Origin of the sequence: Micromonospora sp. NPDC049048, assembly GCF_043197615.1 — a bacterium.
Classification (GTDB): domain Bacteria; phylum Actinomycetota; class Actinomycetes; order Mycobacteriales; family Micromonosporaceae; genus Micromonospora.
In genome coordinates, this window is the sequence record NZ_JBICTM010000004.1 from 208794 (window position 1) to 224701 (window position 15908).

The following is a 15908-nucleotide window of genomic DNA, read 5'->3' on the forward strand; positions in this document are numbered from 1 at the left end:
CCGGCCATCGGCGCGCCCACCCGCGCCGTGCCGGAACACCTCCCCACCACGTCGCCGAGCCCGGCACCCGCGCCCGGCCGGCGGAGAGGACGAACTATGAGAATGCAGTCCCCCGACGCGCGACGGCGGCTCCGCCGGACGCTCGCCCTCGGCCTGGTGCTGACAGCCGTCGCCAGCACCACCGGCACGGCCGCCGCCGCCGGACCGGCCCGGCACGGCGCCCCGGACTTCGGGCCCAACGTGACGATCTTCGACCCCGACACACCGGTCGCCGAGATCCAGGCGACCCTCGACGCGGCGCACGCCCGGCAGGTCGACGCCGAGATGGGCACCGCGCGGCACGCGTACCTCTTCAAGCCCGGCAGCTACGGCACGCCCGCGCAGCCCCTACAGGTCAAGGTCGGCTACTACACCGAGGTCTCCGGCCTGGGCGCCTCCCCCACCGACGTCACCGTCAACGGCAAGATCGAGGCATACAACCGCTGCCTCGAGGGCGGCGGGACCGCCAACTGCATCGCCCTGGTCAACTTCTGGCGCACCCTGTCCAACCTGTCGCTGTCGATCAACGCCGCCGGCCAGGACGGCTGCCGCTCCTCGGCGAACTTCTGGGCGGTGTCCCAGGCGGTCTCCATGCGCCGGCTCGACATCAGCGGCGGCGGCCTGTCCCTGATGGACTACTGCACCGCCGGCCCGCAGTACGCCAGCGGCGGCTTCATCGCCGACTCCCGGCTGCCCGCCACCACCAACGGCTCCCAGCAGCAGTGGCTGACCCGCAACAGCGAGGTCGAGAGCTGGTCCAACGCGGTGTGGAACCAGGTCTTCGCCGGCACCGTGGGCGCCCCGGACGACGCCGGCTTCCCCGACCCGCCCTACACGACGCTGGACACGACGCCGGTGAGCAGGGAGAAGCCGTACCTCTTCGTCGACGACCGGGGCCGCTACCAGGTCCGCGTCCCCGCCGTCCGGCGCGACAGCCGGGGCATCTCCTGGGGTGACGGCATGACGCCGGGGCGCACCATCGGCATCCGGGACTTCTTCATCGCCAAGCCGTCCGATCCGGTGCACGTCATCAACAGCCAGCTAGCCCGCGGCAAGCACCTGCTGCTCACCCCCGGCGTGTACGACATCGCCCGCAGCATCGAGGTCCGGCGGCCCGACACCGTGGTGCTCGGCATCGGTCACGCCACGCTCACCGCCGTGCACGGCGCCGTACCGCTGGACGTCGCCGGCGTGCCCGGCGTCGTCGTCGCCGGGGTGACCATCGACGCCGGCCTGACCGAGTCGCCGGTGCTGCTGCGGGTGGGGCGCGAGCACGGCCGCAACGTCAGCGACCCGCGCAACCCCGTCACGCTCTCCGACGTGTACTTCCGCGTCGGTGGGCCGCACGTCGGCAGGACGCACACCGCGCTGGAGGTCAACGCCGACCACGTCCTGATCGACCACACCTGGGTGTGGCGCGGGGACCACGGCGTCGAGGGCTTCACCGAGGGCGTCAACGGCGACACCGACCGCTGGCGGACGAACACCGGCCGCTACGGCGCCGTCATCAACGGCGACCACGTGACGGCCACCGGCCTCTTCGTCGAGCACTTCCAGCGGTACAACACGGTCTGGAACGGCGAGCACGGCACGACGGTCCTCTACCAGAACGAGCTGCCGTACGACCCGCCGACGCAGGCCGACTGGATGAACGGCGACGTCCAGGGCTGGGCCGGGTACAAGGTCGGCGACCGGGTGCGGCACCACACGTTGCACGGCGGCGGGGTGTACGTGTTCAACCAGAACAACCCGTCGATCCGCACCGAGAACGGTTTCGAGGTCCCCGTCACGCCGGGCGTACGGCTGCGGCACGTCATGACCGTCAACCTGAGCGCTGGCACGATCGACCACGTGGTCAACGGCGTGGGCGAGGCGGCCGACGTGACGCGGGTCGGCGCCCCCGTCTACCTCACGCGCTACCCCAGCCGGTAACCGCCGCGGCAGACGCCGGACGGGGCGGCATCCCGCCCCGTCCGGTCCCGCTCGTCAGCCCGCGCAGTTGTTGTTGTGCGCGGGCTGGGTCAGCTTCTCCTGGGTGCCGAACTTCGCGTAGACCCGCAGGTAGCACGGCAGCTCGACGTCGCCGTAGTAGCTGGACACCTGGTTGTCGTAGTACGTGGTACCGCTCTGCGCGACCTGCCAGCTGCTGGTGCCGGGATCGCCCGACTGGATCTCCCAGTAGACGTCGCCCGAGCAGCCCTGCAAGCCCTGTGACCAGAGAATGATGTTGGCGCCGTTGTAGATCTCGGACTGCACGAGGGTGCAGCTCGCCGCCTGTGCCGGGCCGGCACCGGCCAGCAGCCCCACGGTCAGCATCGCCCCGGCTCCGACCGCTGACATCAGCTTGCGCATTGTTCGGTCTCCTCCACGGTGGACGGTAGGTGTCACCCGGAGGGTATCCCGCGATGGAGATAAGTTCCACGGCCCTCGCCAGCAGAGGCAAAAAATTTCTTTGGATCGATCCACCACCCCACCCCCGGCGACGGCGGGCCCCGGTGCCGCACGGGGCGCGGCGCATCTCCCCGGCGCACGCAGGAACTCGAATACATCCATTGACTTCGATTGTTCGTACCGAAACAATCACCCTCCACGGAAATTGATCGATATCGATCAATTAATCGGAGGGAGGACCCATGGCAGCACTGACCGGAGAGGTGTCCTGGTTCTGCTGCGGCAGCGCCTGGGGGCCCTGCGGCACCGCCGGCGGAGGCGCCTGCGGCACCTGCTCGTCCGGCAACTACCAGCACGCCTGGCCGAACACCTCGGACGCCTGCCTGGCCATCACCCGGCCCCACGCGTGCGGGATCACCGGCATGAGCCGCCGAGGCTGCGGCTTCCGGCACTACACCACCAACCTCTGCAACGGCGCCCGCGTCGGCACCGCCATCGCCGACTGCGGCCCACAGACCGACCTGTTCTGCGGCGAACGCACCTGCTGCGGCTCGGCCTGCGGCAGCAACCGGATCATCGACCTGACGCCCGCCGCGTACAGCGCGATCGCCAGTCTCTCCACCGGGCTGCGGCCCTGCTCCGTCGATTCCGTCTGAACGAGGGAGACCCGCCATGCACCAGACCCTGGACCGGCGCCGGCTGCTCGCCACCGCCGCTCTCGGCGGCGTGGTCGGCGCCACCGGCCTCGGCTCGCTCGCCCCCGAGGCGGCCTTCGCCGCCGAGGCCCCCGTCGTCGAACCCGGCGCCCCCGACCCGAACTTCGCCGAGGGCCGGATCAGCAGGATCACCGGCAGCATGCTGCTGGTGACCGGCTCGGACACCGTACTGCACTCGATCCGCATCACCGACGGCACGAGCATCTGGAAACTGCACCCGACCACCTTCGACCGGATCGCCGTCGGCGACGGCCTCTACGCCCGCGGCGTCCGGCTGCCCGACGGCACCCTCGCCGCCGACTCCGTCTGGGTCAACATCGTCAACCTGCACGCGCACATCGCCGCGGTCGGGCGCAACCTGCTGCACCTCGACCACAAGGGCCACCGGATCGTCGCGCACGTCGTGCCGGACCGCTCCGCCGCCGTCTACAACGGCACCCCGGCCGTCAGCGACCTGTCGCTGCTGCGCGTCGGCCGGCACGTGCAGGTGCTCGGCGCCTGGCATCCGGACACCAACGAGATCGACATCGCCACCGTCTACGCCGCCGCATAGCCCGCAGGTCCCGGCGGCACACCCGCGACCGCCGGGACCTGTCCCGGACCATCCGATGGAGGTTCCATGATCGACATGCTCGCGGCGCTGCAACCGCTGGTCGTCGGTGCGGTGCTGGTCTGGTCCGCCCGGGTGAAGCTCGTCAGCCGGCACGCCGCCACGGCGGCCGGCCACTCCGCGCTCACCCCACTGCTCGGCCAACGCCGGGCGTTGCCCGCGTACCGGCTGCTCGGCGGCGTCGAGCTGACGCTCGGCGCGCTGCTCCTGCTGCCGCCCGTCCACCGCCTGGAGGCGGTAGCCGCAGCCGTGCTGGCAGCCGGTTTCCTCGGCTTCCTCGCGTACTCCCGCCGAGCCGCACCGGCATCGTCCTGCGGCTGCCTGAGCGCCACCCCGACCCCCGTCACCGACCGCAGCCTGGCCCGGGCCGGGCTGCTGCTGGCCGCGGGCGGACTGGCCTGGACGGCCACCGACGGCTGGTCGGCCGCGCTCGCCGACCGACCCGTGGCCGCTGGCGCCGTGCTGCTCGCCGAACTGGCGACGGTGGTGGCACTCTCACCCGAGCTGGACCGGACGTGGCTGCTGCCGCTGCGCCGGCTGCGCGCCCGGCTGACCCACCCGCTACGCGGCGGCGCGGGCGTGCCGCTGCTGGCCACCGTCCAGCAACTACAGCTCAGCGACGCCTACCGGCGCGTGGCACCGCTGCTCCGCTCGGACGTACGGGAACACTGGGACGACGGCGACTGGCGCTTCGTCGGGCACGCCGGGCGCTACCAGGGTCGACCGATGACCGCCGTGTTCGCCGTGCCGCTGGCCGACCGGGCACCCGACGCCGTACGGGTCGCCGTGGTCGACGACGCCACCGGACAGACCCTGCTCAGTCTGGCCGCCACGGCACCACCCACCGGTCCCCGGCTCCCGGTCGCCCCCGCCTGACCCCGTCGGTGACCCGAAGGTGCGACCGGAGCGGGCGCGCCGCGGTCAGGGCCGGAACCGGTAGCCCATGCCGGGTTCGGTGATGAGGTGGCGGGGGCGGGCAGGGTCGTCCTCCAGCTTGCGGCGCAACTGGGCCATGTACTGGCGCAGGTAGTTGGTCTCACTCTGGTACTCGGGCCCCCAGACGTCGTGCAGGAGCTGACGTTGGCTGACGAGCTTGCCCGGATGGCGCAGCAGTAGTTCGAGCACCCCCCACTGGGTGGGGGTCAGCCGGACGTCGACACCGTCGTCCCGGGTGACCGTACGGGCGGCGAGGTCGACGGTGTGCCGGCCCACCCGCGTCGTGGCCGTGGTCGCGTCGACGCTGACGTGCAGCCGTCGGGTCACGGCGCGGATGCGGGCGAGCAGCTCGTCGATACCGAAGGGCTTGGTGACGTAGTCGTCGGCGCCGGCGTCCAGGGCCGCCACCTTGTCCTGGCTGCCGGCCCGACCGGAGAGCACGATGATCGGCACGTGCGTCCAGCCCCGCAGCCCCCGGATGACCTCCACCCCGTCGAGGTCGGGCAGGCCGAGGTCGAGCACCACCAGGTCGGGCGGATCGGCGGCGGCGGCCTTGAGCGCCGCCGTGCCCGTCGCCACCGCCTGCACGTCGTAGCCCCGGACCCGCAGGTTGATCCGCAGGGCGCGGACAATCTGCGGCTCGTCGTCGACGACCAGGATGCGGGTCATTCCGGCTGCCCCTCCGCGGCGCTCAGGGCGGCGGCGGGCAACCGCAGCACCATGGTGAGGCCACCCCCGGGGGTGGTCTCGGGAGTGATGCTGCCACCCATGGCCTCGGCGAGCCCACGCGACAGCGCCAGACCGAGACCGACGCCGGTGGCGGCGTCCCGGTCGCCCAGACGCTGGAACGGCAGGAAGACGTGCTCCCACTGATCCTCCGGGATGCCGGGGCCCGTGTCGATGACCCGCAGCTCCACCCGCCCGGCGTGGGCGCTGGCGGTGATGGCCGGGGGCCGTCCGGGCGGACTGTGCCGCAACGCGTTGGCGACGATGTTGACCAGCACCCGTTCCAGCAGCCCCGGGTCGGCGACGGCGGCCGGCAGGTCGGCGGGGATGTCGGTGCTGACCTCGGCCGCCTGCGGACCCAGCTCGTCGAGCGCCCTCGGCACCGCGTCCTCCAGCCCGATCGGCACGCGGGTCACCCCGAGGGCACCGGCCTGCAGGCGGCTCATGTCCAGCAGGTTCGCCACGAGCCGCCCGAGCCGGTCCAGGGACTCGTCGGCGGTGGCCAGCAGCTCGTCGCGGTCGTCGGCGTCGAACTCGACGTCGTGGCTGCGCAGGCTGCTCACCGCGGCCTTCGCCGAGGCCAGCGGCGTACGCAGGTCGTGGCTGACCGCGGCGAGCAGCGCCGTACGCATCCGGTCGGCCTCGGCGAGCGGCCGCGCGCTGGCCGCCTCCTCGGCGAGGCGTTCCTGGCGCAGCGCGACGGCGGCCTGCGCGGCGAACGCCTCCACCACGCGCCGGTCCGCCGCCTCCAGCCGCCGGCCGGAGAGCACCACGGTGAGCCGGTCGTCCACCGGAACGGCCGTCTCACCCGCACCCGGGTTGCCCGCCGGATCCTCACCGACGCCGGCCACGATCCGCCACGCCCCGTCCTCGCTGGCGCGCCCCGGTCGGCCTTCGGCGTCGGCGACGAGTTCCAGGACGCTGACCGCGCGCAACCCGAACGTCTCGCGCAGCCGGTCCAGCAGCGCCGGCAGCGGCCGCTCGCCGCGCAGGACACCACCGGCCACCGTGGCCAGGGTCTGCGCGTCGGCCGAGGCACGCGCCGCCTCCCTCGTGCGCCGCGCCGCGACGTCGACGACCCCGCTGACGGCCACGGCGACGGCGACGAAGACACCCAGGGCGAGCAGGTTGTCGGCCTCGGCGATGGTCAGCGTCCGGAACGGGGGCGTGAAGAACCAGTTCAGCAGCAGGGACCCGCCGAGCGCGGCGACCAACGCCGGCCACAGCCCACCGACCAGCGCGACCCCGACGACGCCGGTGAGGAAGAGCAGGATGTCGTTGGTGAGGCTGAGGTCCGGCAGCGCCCGCAGCAGCACCGTCAGCAACGGCATGCCGAACACGGCGAGACCGAAACCGAGCAGCCGGCGTCGCCGCGACAGCGCGGCCGGCACGCCCGCGCCGCGCCGCCCCCGGCCCACCTCCGGATGGGTGACCAGGTGCACGTCGATCGGCCCCGACAGGGCCGTGGTGGTCACCCCCACGCCACGGGAGAAGAGCTGCGCGAACCGCCCGCGCCGGCTCGCGCCGAGCACCAACTGGGTCGCGTTGACGCCCCGGGCGAAGTCGAGCAGGGCCGCCGGGATGTCGGTGCCGAGCACCTGGTGGTACGTGCCGCCGAGGCTCTCCACCAGGACGCGCTGCCGGGCGAGCTGTGCCGGATCGGCGCCGGCCAGCCCGTCGCTGCGGGCGACGTGCACCGCGAGCAGGTCCGCGCCCTTGCTGCGGGCCGCGACCCGCGCGGCGCGGCGGACCAGCGTCGCGCCCTCCGGCCCGCCCGTGAGCGCCACCACCACCCGCTCGCGGGCCTCCCAGGTCTCGGAGATCCCCTGCTGGGCGCGGTATGCGCCGAGCTGCTCGTCGACCTTGTCGGCCAGCCACAGCAGGGCCAGCTCACGCAGGGCCGTGAGGTTGCCGACCCGGAAGTAGTTGCCGAGAGCCGCGTCGATCCGGTCGGGCCGGTAGATGTTGCCGTGTGCCATCCGGCGGCGCAGCGCCTCCGGGGTCATGTCGACCAGCTCGACCTGCTCGGCGGCGCGGACCACCGCGTCGGGCACCGTCTCCCGCTGGGTGGTGCCGGTGATGCGCGCGACGACGTCGTTTACGGATTCGAGGTGCTGGACGTTGACGGTCGACAGGACGGTGATGCCGGCGTCGAGCAGTTCCCGCACGTCCTGCCAGCGCTTCTCGTGCCGTGAGCCGGGCACGTTGGTGTGGGCCAACTCGTCGACCACGGCCACCTCGGGCCGCCGGGCCAGCACCGCGTCGAGGTCCATCTCGGTGAACGCGGCGCCGCGGTAGGTCACCACCCGGCGCGGCAGCACCTCCAGGTCGCCGACCATCGCGGCGGTCTGGGCGCGGCCGTGGGTCTCGACCAGGCCGACCACCACGTCGGTGCCGCGCTCGGCGCGCCGCCGGGCCTCCTCCAGCATCGCGTACGTCTTGCCGACGCCGGGCGCGGCCCCGAGGTAGATGCGCAGTTCTCCCCTGGGCACGCAGACATCCTCCCTGATCACCGGCACGGCCGGTCGTCGGACCACGGACCACGGTGGGGCGGGGCACGCCGGCCCCACCCCACGCCGTCCCTCACCCGACGGGCAGCGCCTCGTCGAGGGCGAGGTTGAGTTCCAGCACGTTGACGGCGGGGGCGCCCAGGAAACCGAGCGCCCGCCCCCGGGTGTGCTCGGCGACGAGACGCCGGACCGCCGCCGGGGCCACGCCACGCTCCCGGGCCACCCGGGCCACCTGGATGTCGGCGTACGCCGGACTGATGTGCGGGTCGAGGCCGCTGCCGCTGGCGGTGACCGCGTCGGCGGGCACGGCGGGGAGGTCCGGGGCGGCACCCCGGACCGGCACGATCAGACCCCCGGCGGCCACGAGGTCCTCGCCGGGCCGGGCCAGCTCCACGGCCACCCCCTCGTACGTGGCGAGGAACGGGGTGGCCGGGGCGATCTGGTTGGCGCTGACGACCCGGGTGACGGGGCCGGTGAGCCCGCCGGCGCGGAACACCGCCAGCACCGCCCCCACGCCGTCGTCGGTGCAGTAGGGACGCCGGCCGTCGACGCCCTCGAGTTCGCCGACGGCGCGGCTGCGGGCGCAGACCTGGCTGAGCAGGCTCCGGCCCGACCCCTGCGGATCCGCGGCGAGCGTGTCGAGCACGCTCTCCGGGCCGAGGTTGGACGCGGCGGTGGCCGTCGGGTCGTAGCCGGCTCCGGCGGCCGACGGCCGGGACTGGAAGTACCGGGACACGGGCTCACCGTCGGCGTCGGTGAACGCCTGGCCGATCAGCGCGCTGCCGACCGTCCGGCCGTCGGCGGTGAGCAGGGACCCGTCCGCCCTGTCGCGCAGGCCGGGCAGCCGGCCGGCGCCGACCAGGGCGAGCGGGTACGCCAGGCCGAGCAGCACCGTGAAGACCAGCAGCGCGCGCAGCGCGGCCACGTGTGCGGAGAGCCAGGTGGGCAGGCGCATCAGGAGACCCCCGGGACGAGTTGCAGGAGCAGGTCGACGAGCTTGATGCCGACGAACGGCACGACGATGCCGCCGAGGCCGTAGACCAGCAGGTTGCGGCGCAGCAGCCGCGACGCCGACTCCGGCCGGTAGCGCACGCCGCGCAGGGCCAGCGGGATCAGGGCGACGATGACCACGGCGTTGAAGACGACGGCGGCGAGGATGGCCGATTCGGGACTGGCCAGCCGCATGACGTTCAACGCGTCGAGGCCCGGGTGGATGCCGGCGAACATGGCGGGAATGAGCGCGAAGTACTTCGCCACGTCGTTGGCGATGGAGAACGTGGTCAGCGCGCCCCGGGTGATCAGCAACTGCTTGCCGATCTCCACGATCTCGATCAGCTTGGTCGGGTCGGAGTCGAGGTCGACCATGTTGCCGGCCTCCTTCGCGGCCGACGTGCCGGTGTTCATCGCCACGCCGACGTCGGCCTGGGCGAGGGCGGGTGCGTCGTTGGTGCCGTCCCCGGTCATCGCGACGAGCCGGCCGCCCTGCTGTTCACGCCGGATCAGGGCGAGCTTGTCCTCGGGGGTGGCCTCGGCGAGGAAGTCGTCGACGCCCGCCTCGGCGGCGATCGCCGCGGCCGTACGCGGGTTGTCGCCGGTGACCATCACGGTGCGGATGCCCATCCGGCGCATCTCGTCGAACCGCTCCCGCATGCCGGCCTTGACCACGTCCTTGAGGTGGATCACCCCCAGGGCGCGGGCCGGCTCGCCGTCGACGTGCTCGGCGACCACGAGGGGTGTGCCGCCTGCGCCGCTGATCTCGTCGACGGTCCGCCCGAGCTGCTCCGTGGGCTCGCCGCCGTGCGCGCGGATCCACGCCGTGACGGCGGACGCGGCGCCCTTGCGGATCCGCCGGGACGGCCGGGGTGCGCTCCCGGCGGCGTCGACGTCGACGCCGCTCATCCGGGTCTGCGCGGTGAACGGCACGAACGTGGCGTGCGGGATCAGGCCCGGCTCACGCTCGCGCAGCCCGAACTCCTGCTTGGCCAGGACGACCACCGAACGGCCCTCGGGGGTCTCGTCGGCGAGGCTGGCCAGCTGCGCCGCGTCGGCGAGCAGGCTCGCGTCGACGCCGTCGACGGGCAGGAACCCGGCGGCCTGCCGGTTGCCGAGGGTGATGGTGCCGGTCTTGTCCAGCAGCAGCGTGTCCACGTCGCCGGCGGCCTCCACGGCGCGGCCGCTCATGGCCAGCACGTTGCGCTGGACCAGACGGTCCATGCCGGCGATGCCGATGGCCGACAGCAGCGCCCCGATGGTGGTGGGGATGAGGCAGACCAGCAGCGACACCAGCACCACGCCCGTCACGCCGGCGTCGGTGATCGCGCCGGTGTCGGGGGCCGCCGCCTGGTAGCCCTTGGCGAAGACGGCCAGCGGCTGGAGGGTGGCCACGACCAGCAGGAAGACGATGGTGAGCGCGGCGAGCAGGACGTTCAGCGCGATCTCGTTCGGCGTCTTCTGCCGGTTGGCGCCCTCGACCAGCGCGATCATCCGATCGACGAAGCTCTCCCCCGGCCGCTGGGTGATCCGTACGACGATCCGGTCGGAGAGGACCCGGGTGCCGCCGGTGACCGCGCTGCGGTCGCCGCCGGACTCCCTGATCACCGGGGCGGACTCGCCGGTGATGGCCGACTCGTCGACGCTGGCGATGCCCTCCACCACGTCGCCGTCGCCCGGGATCAGCTGCCCCGCCTCCACCGAGACGACGTCGCCCTGCGCGAGTTCCGGGGCGGGCACGGCCTCCTCACGGTAGGTGCCGGCCGCGGCGCCCGGCGTCCAGCCGTGCAGGCGGGTGGCGACGGTGTCCCTCCTGGCCTGGCGCAGGCTGGCGGCCTGGGCCTTGCCGCGCCCCTCGGCCACGGCCTCGGCGAGGTTGGCGAAGAGCACGGTCAGCCACAGCCAGGCCGTGACGGTGAACGCGAACGCCGACGGGTCGGCCAGCGCGAGGACGGTGGTGCAGGCCGCGCCGATCTCGACGATCAGCATCACGGGGTTGCGCCACAGGGTGCGGGGGTCGAGTTTGCGCAGCGCGTCGGGCAGCGACCGCAGCAGCTGCCGCGCGTCCAGCAGGCCACCGCCCCGGCTGCCGCGTACGGCGGGGGTGCCCGCCTCGGCCCGGTCGTGCGGTGCCCGCGTGTCGACGGTCATGGTCACTTTCCTCATCGGGTCACAGCCCTTCGGCCAGCGGGCCGAGCGCGAGCGCGGGCAGGAAGGTCAGCGCCACGAGGATCACCGTGACGCCGGCGACCATCGCGACGAACAGGGGCCGGTGGGTCGGCAGCGTGCCCTCGGAGGCGGGCACCGGTCGCTGGCGGGCCAGCGACCCGGCCAGGGCGAGCACGAAGATGATCGGCAGGAACCGGCCGAGCAGCATGCACAGGCCCAGCGCCGTGTTCCACCACGGCGTGCTCACCGTGATGCCGGCGAAGGCCGAGCCGTTGTTGTTGCTGGCGGAGGTGAACGCGTAGAGCACCTCGGAGAGGGCGTGCGGGCCGACGTTCAGCGCGGTCGCGTCGTTGCCGGTGGCGAAGGCGGTGGCGGTGCCGACCAGCACGAGCGCCGGGGTGACCAGGAAGTACAGCGAGGCGAACCGGATCTCGCGGGAGCCGATCCGTTTGCCCACGTACTCGGGGCTGCGGCCGACCATCAGCCCGGCCACGAAAACCGTGATCACGGCGAGCACCAGCATCCCGTAGAGACCGGCGCCGACACCTCCCGGCGCGACCTCGCCGAGCATCATGTTGCCCAGCGTCATCATGCCGCCCAGCGCCGTGTACGAGTCGTGGAACGAGTTGACGGCCCCGGTCGACGTCAGCGTCGTCGCGGCGGCGAAGGTGGCCGAGTTCGACACGTCGAAGCGCACCTCCTTGCCCTCCATGGCGGCGCCGACGGCCTGCGGGACGGTGCCACCGGCGGTGAGCTCGAAGACGTTGGTCAGCGCGACGCTCGCAAGCGCGAGGACGGCCATGACCGCGACGATCGCGTGGCCCTGCCGGGTCTGGCCGACCATCCGGCCGAAGACGCGCGGCAGGCTGAACGGGATCAGCAGGATCAGGAAGATCTCGATCCAGTTCGTCCAGGAGGTCGGGTTCTCGAACGGGTGCGCGCTGTTGGCGTTGTAGAAGCCGCCGCCGTTGGTGCCGAGTTCCTTGATCACTTCCTGGCTGGCCACGGGCCCGCCGGTGACGGTCTGGGTGCCACCGGTCAGGGTGCCGGCCTCGGTGCCGCCGGAGAGGTTCTGCACCACCCCGCCCGCCATCAGCGCCAGTGCCCCGAGAACCGCGACGGGCAGCAGGATCCGCAGCGTGATCCGGGTCAGGTCGACCCAGAAGTTGCCCAGTTCGCCGGTACGGCTGCGGGCGAAGCCGCGGACCAGGGCCACCGCCACGGCGACGCCGACGGCGGCGGAGACGAAGTTCTGCACCGCCAGGCCGGCCATCTGCACCAGGTGACCCATGGTCGACTCGCCCGAGTACCACTGCCAGTTCGTGTTGGTCACGAACGACACGGCGGTGTTCCAGGCGCCGTGGGCGACGACCGGTTCGTGGCCGAGCGACAGCCACAGGTGGTCCTGGCACCGCTGGAACGCGTACAGGAACAGGATCGACACGGCGGAGAAGGCCAGTACGGCGCGGGCGTACACGCCCCAGGTCTGCTCGGCGGCCGGATCGACGCCGACCAGGCGGTAGAGCCCGCGCTCGACGCGCGTGTGCCGGGTCCCGGCGACCACCCGGTACACGTGGTCGCCGAACGGCCGGTGTACGGCGACCAGCGCCACCACCAGGGACAGGACGAAGAGGGCGCCGGCTGTCGTCGTGGACATCAGAAGCGCTCCGGGAACAGCAACGCGACCACCATGAACACAGCCAGGCCCAGCGCCAGCACCAGGCCGACGGCATCGACGACATTCACAGCTTCTCCACGCCCCTCAGCACGAGGGCGAGTACGGCGAACAGTCCCACCGTCACCAGGACGAACACCACGTCGGACACGCTGACTCCCTTACCGGAACCACTCGGCACGACCGCCTTCCGGCCGTGCCGGGCAATCGAAACTCCGTGGCTCCCCGAGGGGACAGGGGTGATGACGCGATCATGACGGCGGAGGGCCGTTTCTTGACGCCCTCTTCACGCGGCCGGGCTGGTCAGCCGGTCAGCCAGTCCCGGATCTCGTCGCCGTGCTCGTCGAGCCCCGGCGGCGGCAGGTCGTAGCGGGGCGGCGTCGCGGCGAAGCCGATCGGGTTGCGGATGCCGGGCACGCCGCCGGCGACGACCACCGGGTCCAGCCCGAGCTGCCGGGCCAGGTCGACGCCGCCGGCCACGGTGTTGATGGGGGCACACGGCACACCCGCCGCGCGCAGGTCCCGGAACCACTCGTCGCGGGTCCGCTCGGCCAGTCGCGCGACCAGGATGGGCCGCAGTGCCTCCCGGTTGACCGTGCGGTCCTGGTTGCGCCCGAACCGTGGGTCGTCGGGCAGCCCGGGCAGGTCGAGCACGTGGCACAGCTTGCGGAACTGCCCGTCGTTGCCGGCGATGACGACGAGGTCGCCGTCGGCGGTGGGCAGCGGCTCGTACGGGAACAGGCTCGGATGCCCGTTGCCCATCCGGAACGGCGTCGCGCCGCCGGCCACGTGGCCGCTGCTCTGGTTGACCAGGCCGGACAGCGCGGAGGAGAGCAGGTCCACCTCGACGTGCTGGCCGGTTCCGCAGCGGTCGCGGTGCCGCAGGGCGGCCAGGATGCCGACGGCCGCGTGCAGGCCCGCGATCACGTCGAACACGGCCACCCCGGCCTTGTAGGGCGGACCGTCCGGCTCGCCGGTGAGGCTCATCAGCCCGGAGGCGGCCTGGACCACCAGGTCGTAGCCGGGCAGGTCGGCGCCGCCACCGGCGCCGAACCCGCTGATCGAGGCGTAGACGATCCGCTCGTTGACGGCGGCGACGCTGTCGTAGTCGAGCCCGAAACGCCGCAGACCGCCGGGCCGGAAGTTCTGGATCATGACGTCGGCGCGGCGGACGAGCTCCCGGGCGACGTCCAGGTCGGCGGGGTCGGCGAGGTCGAGGGCGATGGAACGCTTGTTGCGGTTGACGCCGAGGTAGTAGGTGGAGGTGCCCTCCCGCACGGGCGGCGTCCACGTCCGGGTGTCGTCCCCGCCCGGCCCCTCCACCTTGATGACGTCGGCGCCGAGGTCGGCCAGGAGCATGGTCGCGTACGGGCCGGCGAGGATCCGTGAGAAGTCGGCGACGAGGACGCCGCTGAGCGGCCCGGACGCCTGCTCCCCCATCGCCACGCTTCCCTCGCCTGTCGACTCGACGCGGACCGCTCAGCCCTTCCCGGCCAGCTCGCCCGGGAACCAGCCGGCCCGGCCGAGCGCGCCCGGCAGCACCGCCTTGCCGAGCTGCTCGCCGATCCAGTCCGCCGTCTCGACGACCTTGCGGGGGTCGAGGCCGGTCGGGTGGCCGGAACGGTGCAGCGCGTAGGTCAGGTCCTCGGTGGCGACGTTACCGGTGGCCGCCGGGGCGAAGGGGCAGCCCCCGATCCCGCCGACGCTCGCGTCGAGCACCGTCATGCCGGCCTCGACCGCCGCCAGGGCGTTGGCGATGCCGGTGTTGCGCGTGTCGTGGAAGTGGCCACGCAGGGGCACGCCCGGTGCCGCCGCCGTCGCCGCGGCCACCAGTTCCCGGACCTGGCTGGGCACGCCCACGCCGATGGTGTCGGCCAGGGCGATCTCGTCGGGCCCGCCGTCGGCCAGCCGGCGGACGAGGTCACCGACGGTCGCCGGGGAGACGTCGCCCTCGAAGGGGCAGCCGAAGGCGGCGGCGACGGTGACGCTGGCCCGCAGCCCGGCCGCGTGGGTGGCCCGCGCGATGTCGTGCCACGCCCGGACCATCTCGTCGACGGAGGCGCCCTGGTTGCGCCGGCCGAAGGTCTCGGTGGTGATGACGACGCAGTTCACCTCGTCCACCCCGGCCGCGAGCGCCCGGTCCAGCCCGCGCCGGTTGAGCACCAGACCGATGTACGACACGTCGTCGCGCCGGGGCACCGCGGCCATGACGGCCTCCGCGTCGGCCATCTGGGGCACCCGGTCGGCGCGGACGAACGACACCGCCTCGACCCGCCGGGCGCCCGCGTCGACGCACCGCCGGATCAGTTCGACCTTGCGCGCCGTCGGCAGGATCTCGGCTTCGTTCTGCAAACCGTCGCGAGGGGACACTTCTACCAATTGAACTGCCATGTGTATACAATCTCAGACCGTCGGGCACGCGGCAAGGAGTAGTGCCGCACGCCGCTCACACCACGGAGGCACGGTTGACGAATGCGGCGGAGGACGCCTACGAGGCGTTACGGAGCGCGATTCTGAGCGGCGCGATCGGCCCACGCGAACGCCTGGGTGAGGTCGAACTGTCCCGGCAGTTCGGCGTGAGCAGGACCCCGATCCGGGAGGCCCTGCGCCGGCTCACAGCCGAGGGCCTCGTCGTCTTCCAGCCCAACCGTGGCGCGCGGGTGGCCGAGTGGTCGCTCGTCGACCTGCAGGAGATCTACGAGATCCGCGCACGTCTGGAGAGCTACGGCGCGTCCCTGGCCGCCAAGCGCATCGACGCCGACTGCCTGCCGAAGCTGAGCCTGCTCTGCGACCAGATGGAGGAACGCGCGCAGCGGATGACCCTGCCGGACCTGGAGCAGATCGCCAACCTCAACTCCGAACTGCACGGACTGGTCATCAGCGCCGCCGCCAGCCCCCGGCTCACCTCGCTGCTGTCGGCGGTCGTGGAGGTGCCGCTCATCGTCCGGGCGTTCCGTCTGTACTCACCGGACGCGCTGGCCCGCAGCATGGCGCACCACCGTGATCTCGTGGCGGCGCTGCGGGCCAGGGACGCCGACTGGGCGGCGAGCACCATGCGGGCACACGTGCTGGCCGCCCGGACGGTGCTCCTGGACGCCATGGTGGACGGCGGCTCCGAAGCCTGAGGGCGGCCGGCGACGGCCGGC

The 15908-nt window shown here is 73.0% G+C and carries 14 protein-coding genes; 5 read left to right on the plus strand and 9 right to left on the minus strand.

Annotated features, from left to right (window positions below; all coding sequences use genetic code 11):
* The first annotated feature begins 102 nt into the window (after positions 1–102).
* On the plus strand, positions 103–1971 hold the full coding sequence (locus tag ACGFIG_RS15585) for an adenylyl cyclase (protein ID WP_393003768.1): 1869 nt from the start codon (positions 103–105) through the stop codon (positions 1969–1971).
* A 54-nt stretch (positions 1972–2025) separates the two neighbouring features.
* On the opposite strand, the gene ACGFIG_RS15590 is transcribed toward ACGFIG_RS15585, so the two are convergent.
* A complete protein-coding gene (locus tag ACGFIG_RS15590) occupies positions 2026–2391 on the minus strand; it encodes a hypothetical protein (RefSeq protein ID WP_393003265.1) in 366 nt (121 codons plus the stop codon).
* 281 nt (positions 2392–2672) lie between these two features.
* On the opposite strand from ACGFIG_RS15590, the gene ACGFIG_RS15595 reads away from it, so the two are divergent.
* The 3 genes from ACGFIG_RS15595 (at position 2673) to ACGFIG_RS15605 (ending at position 4632) form a co-directional block, all read left to right on the plus strand.
* Positions 2673–3086, plus strand: a complete 414-nt coding sequence (locus tag ACGFIG_RS15595) for a hypothetical protein (RefSeq protein WP_393003267.1) — start codon at positions 2673–2675, stop codon at positions 3084–3086.
* Between the two features lie 16 nt (positions 3087–3102).
* A complete protein-coding gene (locus ACGFIG_RS15600; RefSeq protein WP_393003269.1) occupies positions 3103–3699 on the plus strand; it encodes a cell wall protein in 597 nt (198 codons plus the stop codon).
* A 66-nt stretch (positions 3700–3765) separates the two neighbouring features.
* The gene (locus tag ACGFIG_RS15605; protein ID WP_393003271.1) at positions 3766–4632 is read left to right on the plus strand and encodes a MauE/DoxX family redox-associated membrane protein; all 867 of its coding nucleotides are present in this window, start codon (positions 3766–3768) and stop codon (positions 4630–4632) included.
* 45 nt (positions 4633–4677) lie between these two features.
* On the opposite strand, the gene ACGFIG_RS15610 is transcribed toward ACGFIG_RS15605, so the two are convergent.
* From ACGFIG_RS15610 to ACGFIG_RS15645, 8 genes are all read right to left on the minus strand, one after another.
* Positions 4678–5361, minus strand: a complete 684-nt coding sequence (locus ACGFIG_RS15610) for a response regulator (RefSeq protein WP_393003273.1) — start codon at positions 5359–5361, stop codon at positions 4678–4680.
* Positions 5358–7910 (minus strand): DUF4118 domain-containing protein, encoded by a 2553-nt coding sequence (locus ACGFIG_RS15615; protein WP_393003275.1) that lies wholly within the window; start codon positions 7908–7910, stop codon positions 5358–5360. The genes ACGFIG_RS15610 and ACGFIG_RS15615 overlap by 4 nt, the downstream gene beginning before the upstream one ends.
* Positions 7911–8001: 91 nt before the next feature.
* Entirely contained in the window at positions 8002–8883 is an 882-nt protein-coding gene (locus ACGFIG_RS15620; RefSeq protein ID WP_393003277.1) for a potassium-transporting ATPase subunit C, read from the minus strand.
* On the minus strand, positions 8883–11069 hold the full coding sequence (gene kdpB / locus ACGFIG_RS15625) for a potassium-transporting ATPase subunit KdpB (protein WP_393003279.1): 2187 nt from the start codon (positions 11067–11069) through the stop codon (positions 8883–8885). Before kdpB ends, ACGFIG_RS15620 begins: the two co-directional genes overlap by 1 nt.
* 19 nt (positions 11070–11088) lie before the next feature.
* Entirely contained in the window at positions 11089–12744 is a 1656-nt protein-coding gene (gene kdpA, locus ACGFIG_RS15630; RefSeq protein WP_393003281.1) for a potassium-transporting ATPase subunit KdpA, read from the minus strand.
* Positions 12744–12833, minus strand: a complete 90-nt coding sequence (gene kdpF, locus ACGFIG_RS15635; RefSeq protein WP_393003283.1) for a K(+)-transporting ATPase subunit F — start codon at positions 12831–12833, stop codon at positions 12744–12746. The genes kdpA and kdpF overlap by 1 nt, the downstream gene beginning before the upstream one ends.
* A gap of 232 nt (positions 12834–13065) precedes the next feature.
* Positions 13066–14202 carry a CaiB/BaiF CoA transferase family protein gene (locus ACGFIG_RS15640; protein ID WP_393003285.1) on the minus strand — a complete coding sequence of 379 codons (1137 nt, stop codon included), beginning with the start codon at positions 14200–14202 and terminating at the stop codon, positions 13066–13068.
* A gap of 39 nt (positions 14203–14241) precedes the next feature.
* Entirely contained in the window at positions 14242–15114 is an 873-nt protein-coding gene (locus ACGFIG_RS15645) for a hydroxymethylglutaryl-CoA lyase (RefSeq protein WP_393003287.1), read from the minus strand.
* 113 nt (positions 15115–15227) lie between these two features.
* On the opposite strand from ACGFIG_RS15645, the gene ACGFIG_RS15650 reads away from it, so the two are divergent.
* Positions 15228–15887, plus strand: coding sequence for a GntR family transcriptional regulator (locus ACGFIG_RS15650; RefSeq protein WP_393003289.1), 660 nt, complete (start codon positions 15228–15230; stop codon positions 15885–15887).
* The last annotated feature ends 21 nt before the right edge of the window (positions 15888–15908 follow it).

Bases quoted from the DNA above. Each gene is read 5' to 3' on its own strand.
- ACGFIG_RS15605 (WP_393003271.1), top strand. From the start codon at position 3,766: ATGATCGACATGCTCGCGGCGCTGCAACCGCTGGTCGTCGGTGCGGTG.
- ACGFIG_RS15610 (WP_393003273.1), bottom strand. From the start codon at position 5,361: ATGACCCGCATCCTGGTCGTCGACGACGAGCCGCAGATTGTCCGCGCC.
- kdpA (WP_393003281.1), bottom strand. From the start codon at position 12,744: ATGTCCACGACGACAGCCGGCGCCCTCTTCGTCCTGTCCCTGGTGGTG.
- ACGFIG_RS15590 (WP_393003265.1), bottom strand. From the start codon at position 2,391: ATGCGCAAGCTGATGTCAGCGGTCGGAGCCGGGGCGATGCTGACCGTG.
- ACGFIG_RS15640 (WP_393003285.1), bottom strand. From the start codon at position 14,202: ATGGGGGAGCAGGCGTCCGGGCCGCTCAGCGGCGTCCTCGTCGCCGAC.
- ACGFIG_RS15620 (WP_393003277.1), bottom strand. From the start codon at position 8,883: ATGCGCCTGCCCACCTGGCTCTCCGCACACGTGGCCGCGCTGCGCGCG.
- ACGFIG_RS15585 (WP_393003768.1), top strand. From the start codon at position 103: ATGCAGTCCCCCGACGCGCGACGGCGGCTCCGCCGGACGCTCGCCCTC.
- kdpB (WP_393003279.1), bottom strand. From the start codon at position 11,069: ATGACCGTCGACACGCGGGCACCGCACGACCGGGCCGAGGCGGGCACC.
- ACGFIG_RS15600 (WP_393003269.1), top strand. From the start codon at position 3,103: ATGCACCAGACCCTGGACCGGCGCCGGCTGCTCGCCACCGCCGCTCTC.
- ACGFIG_RS15595 (WP_393003267.1), top strand. From the start codon at position 2,673: ATGGCAGCACTGACCGGAGAGGTGTCCTGGTTCTGCTGCGGCAGCGCC.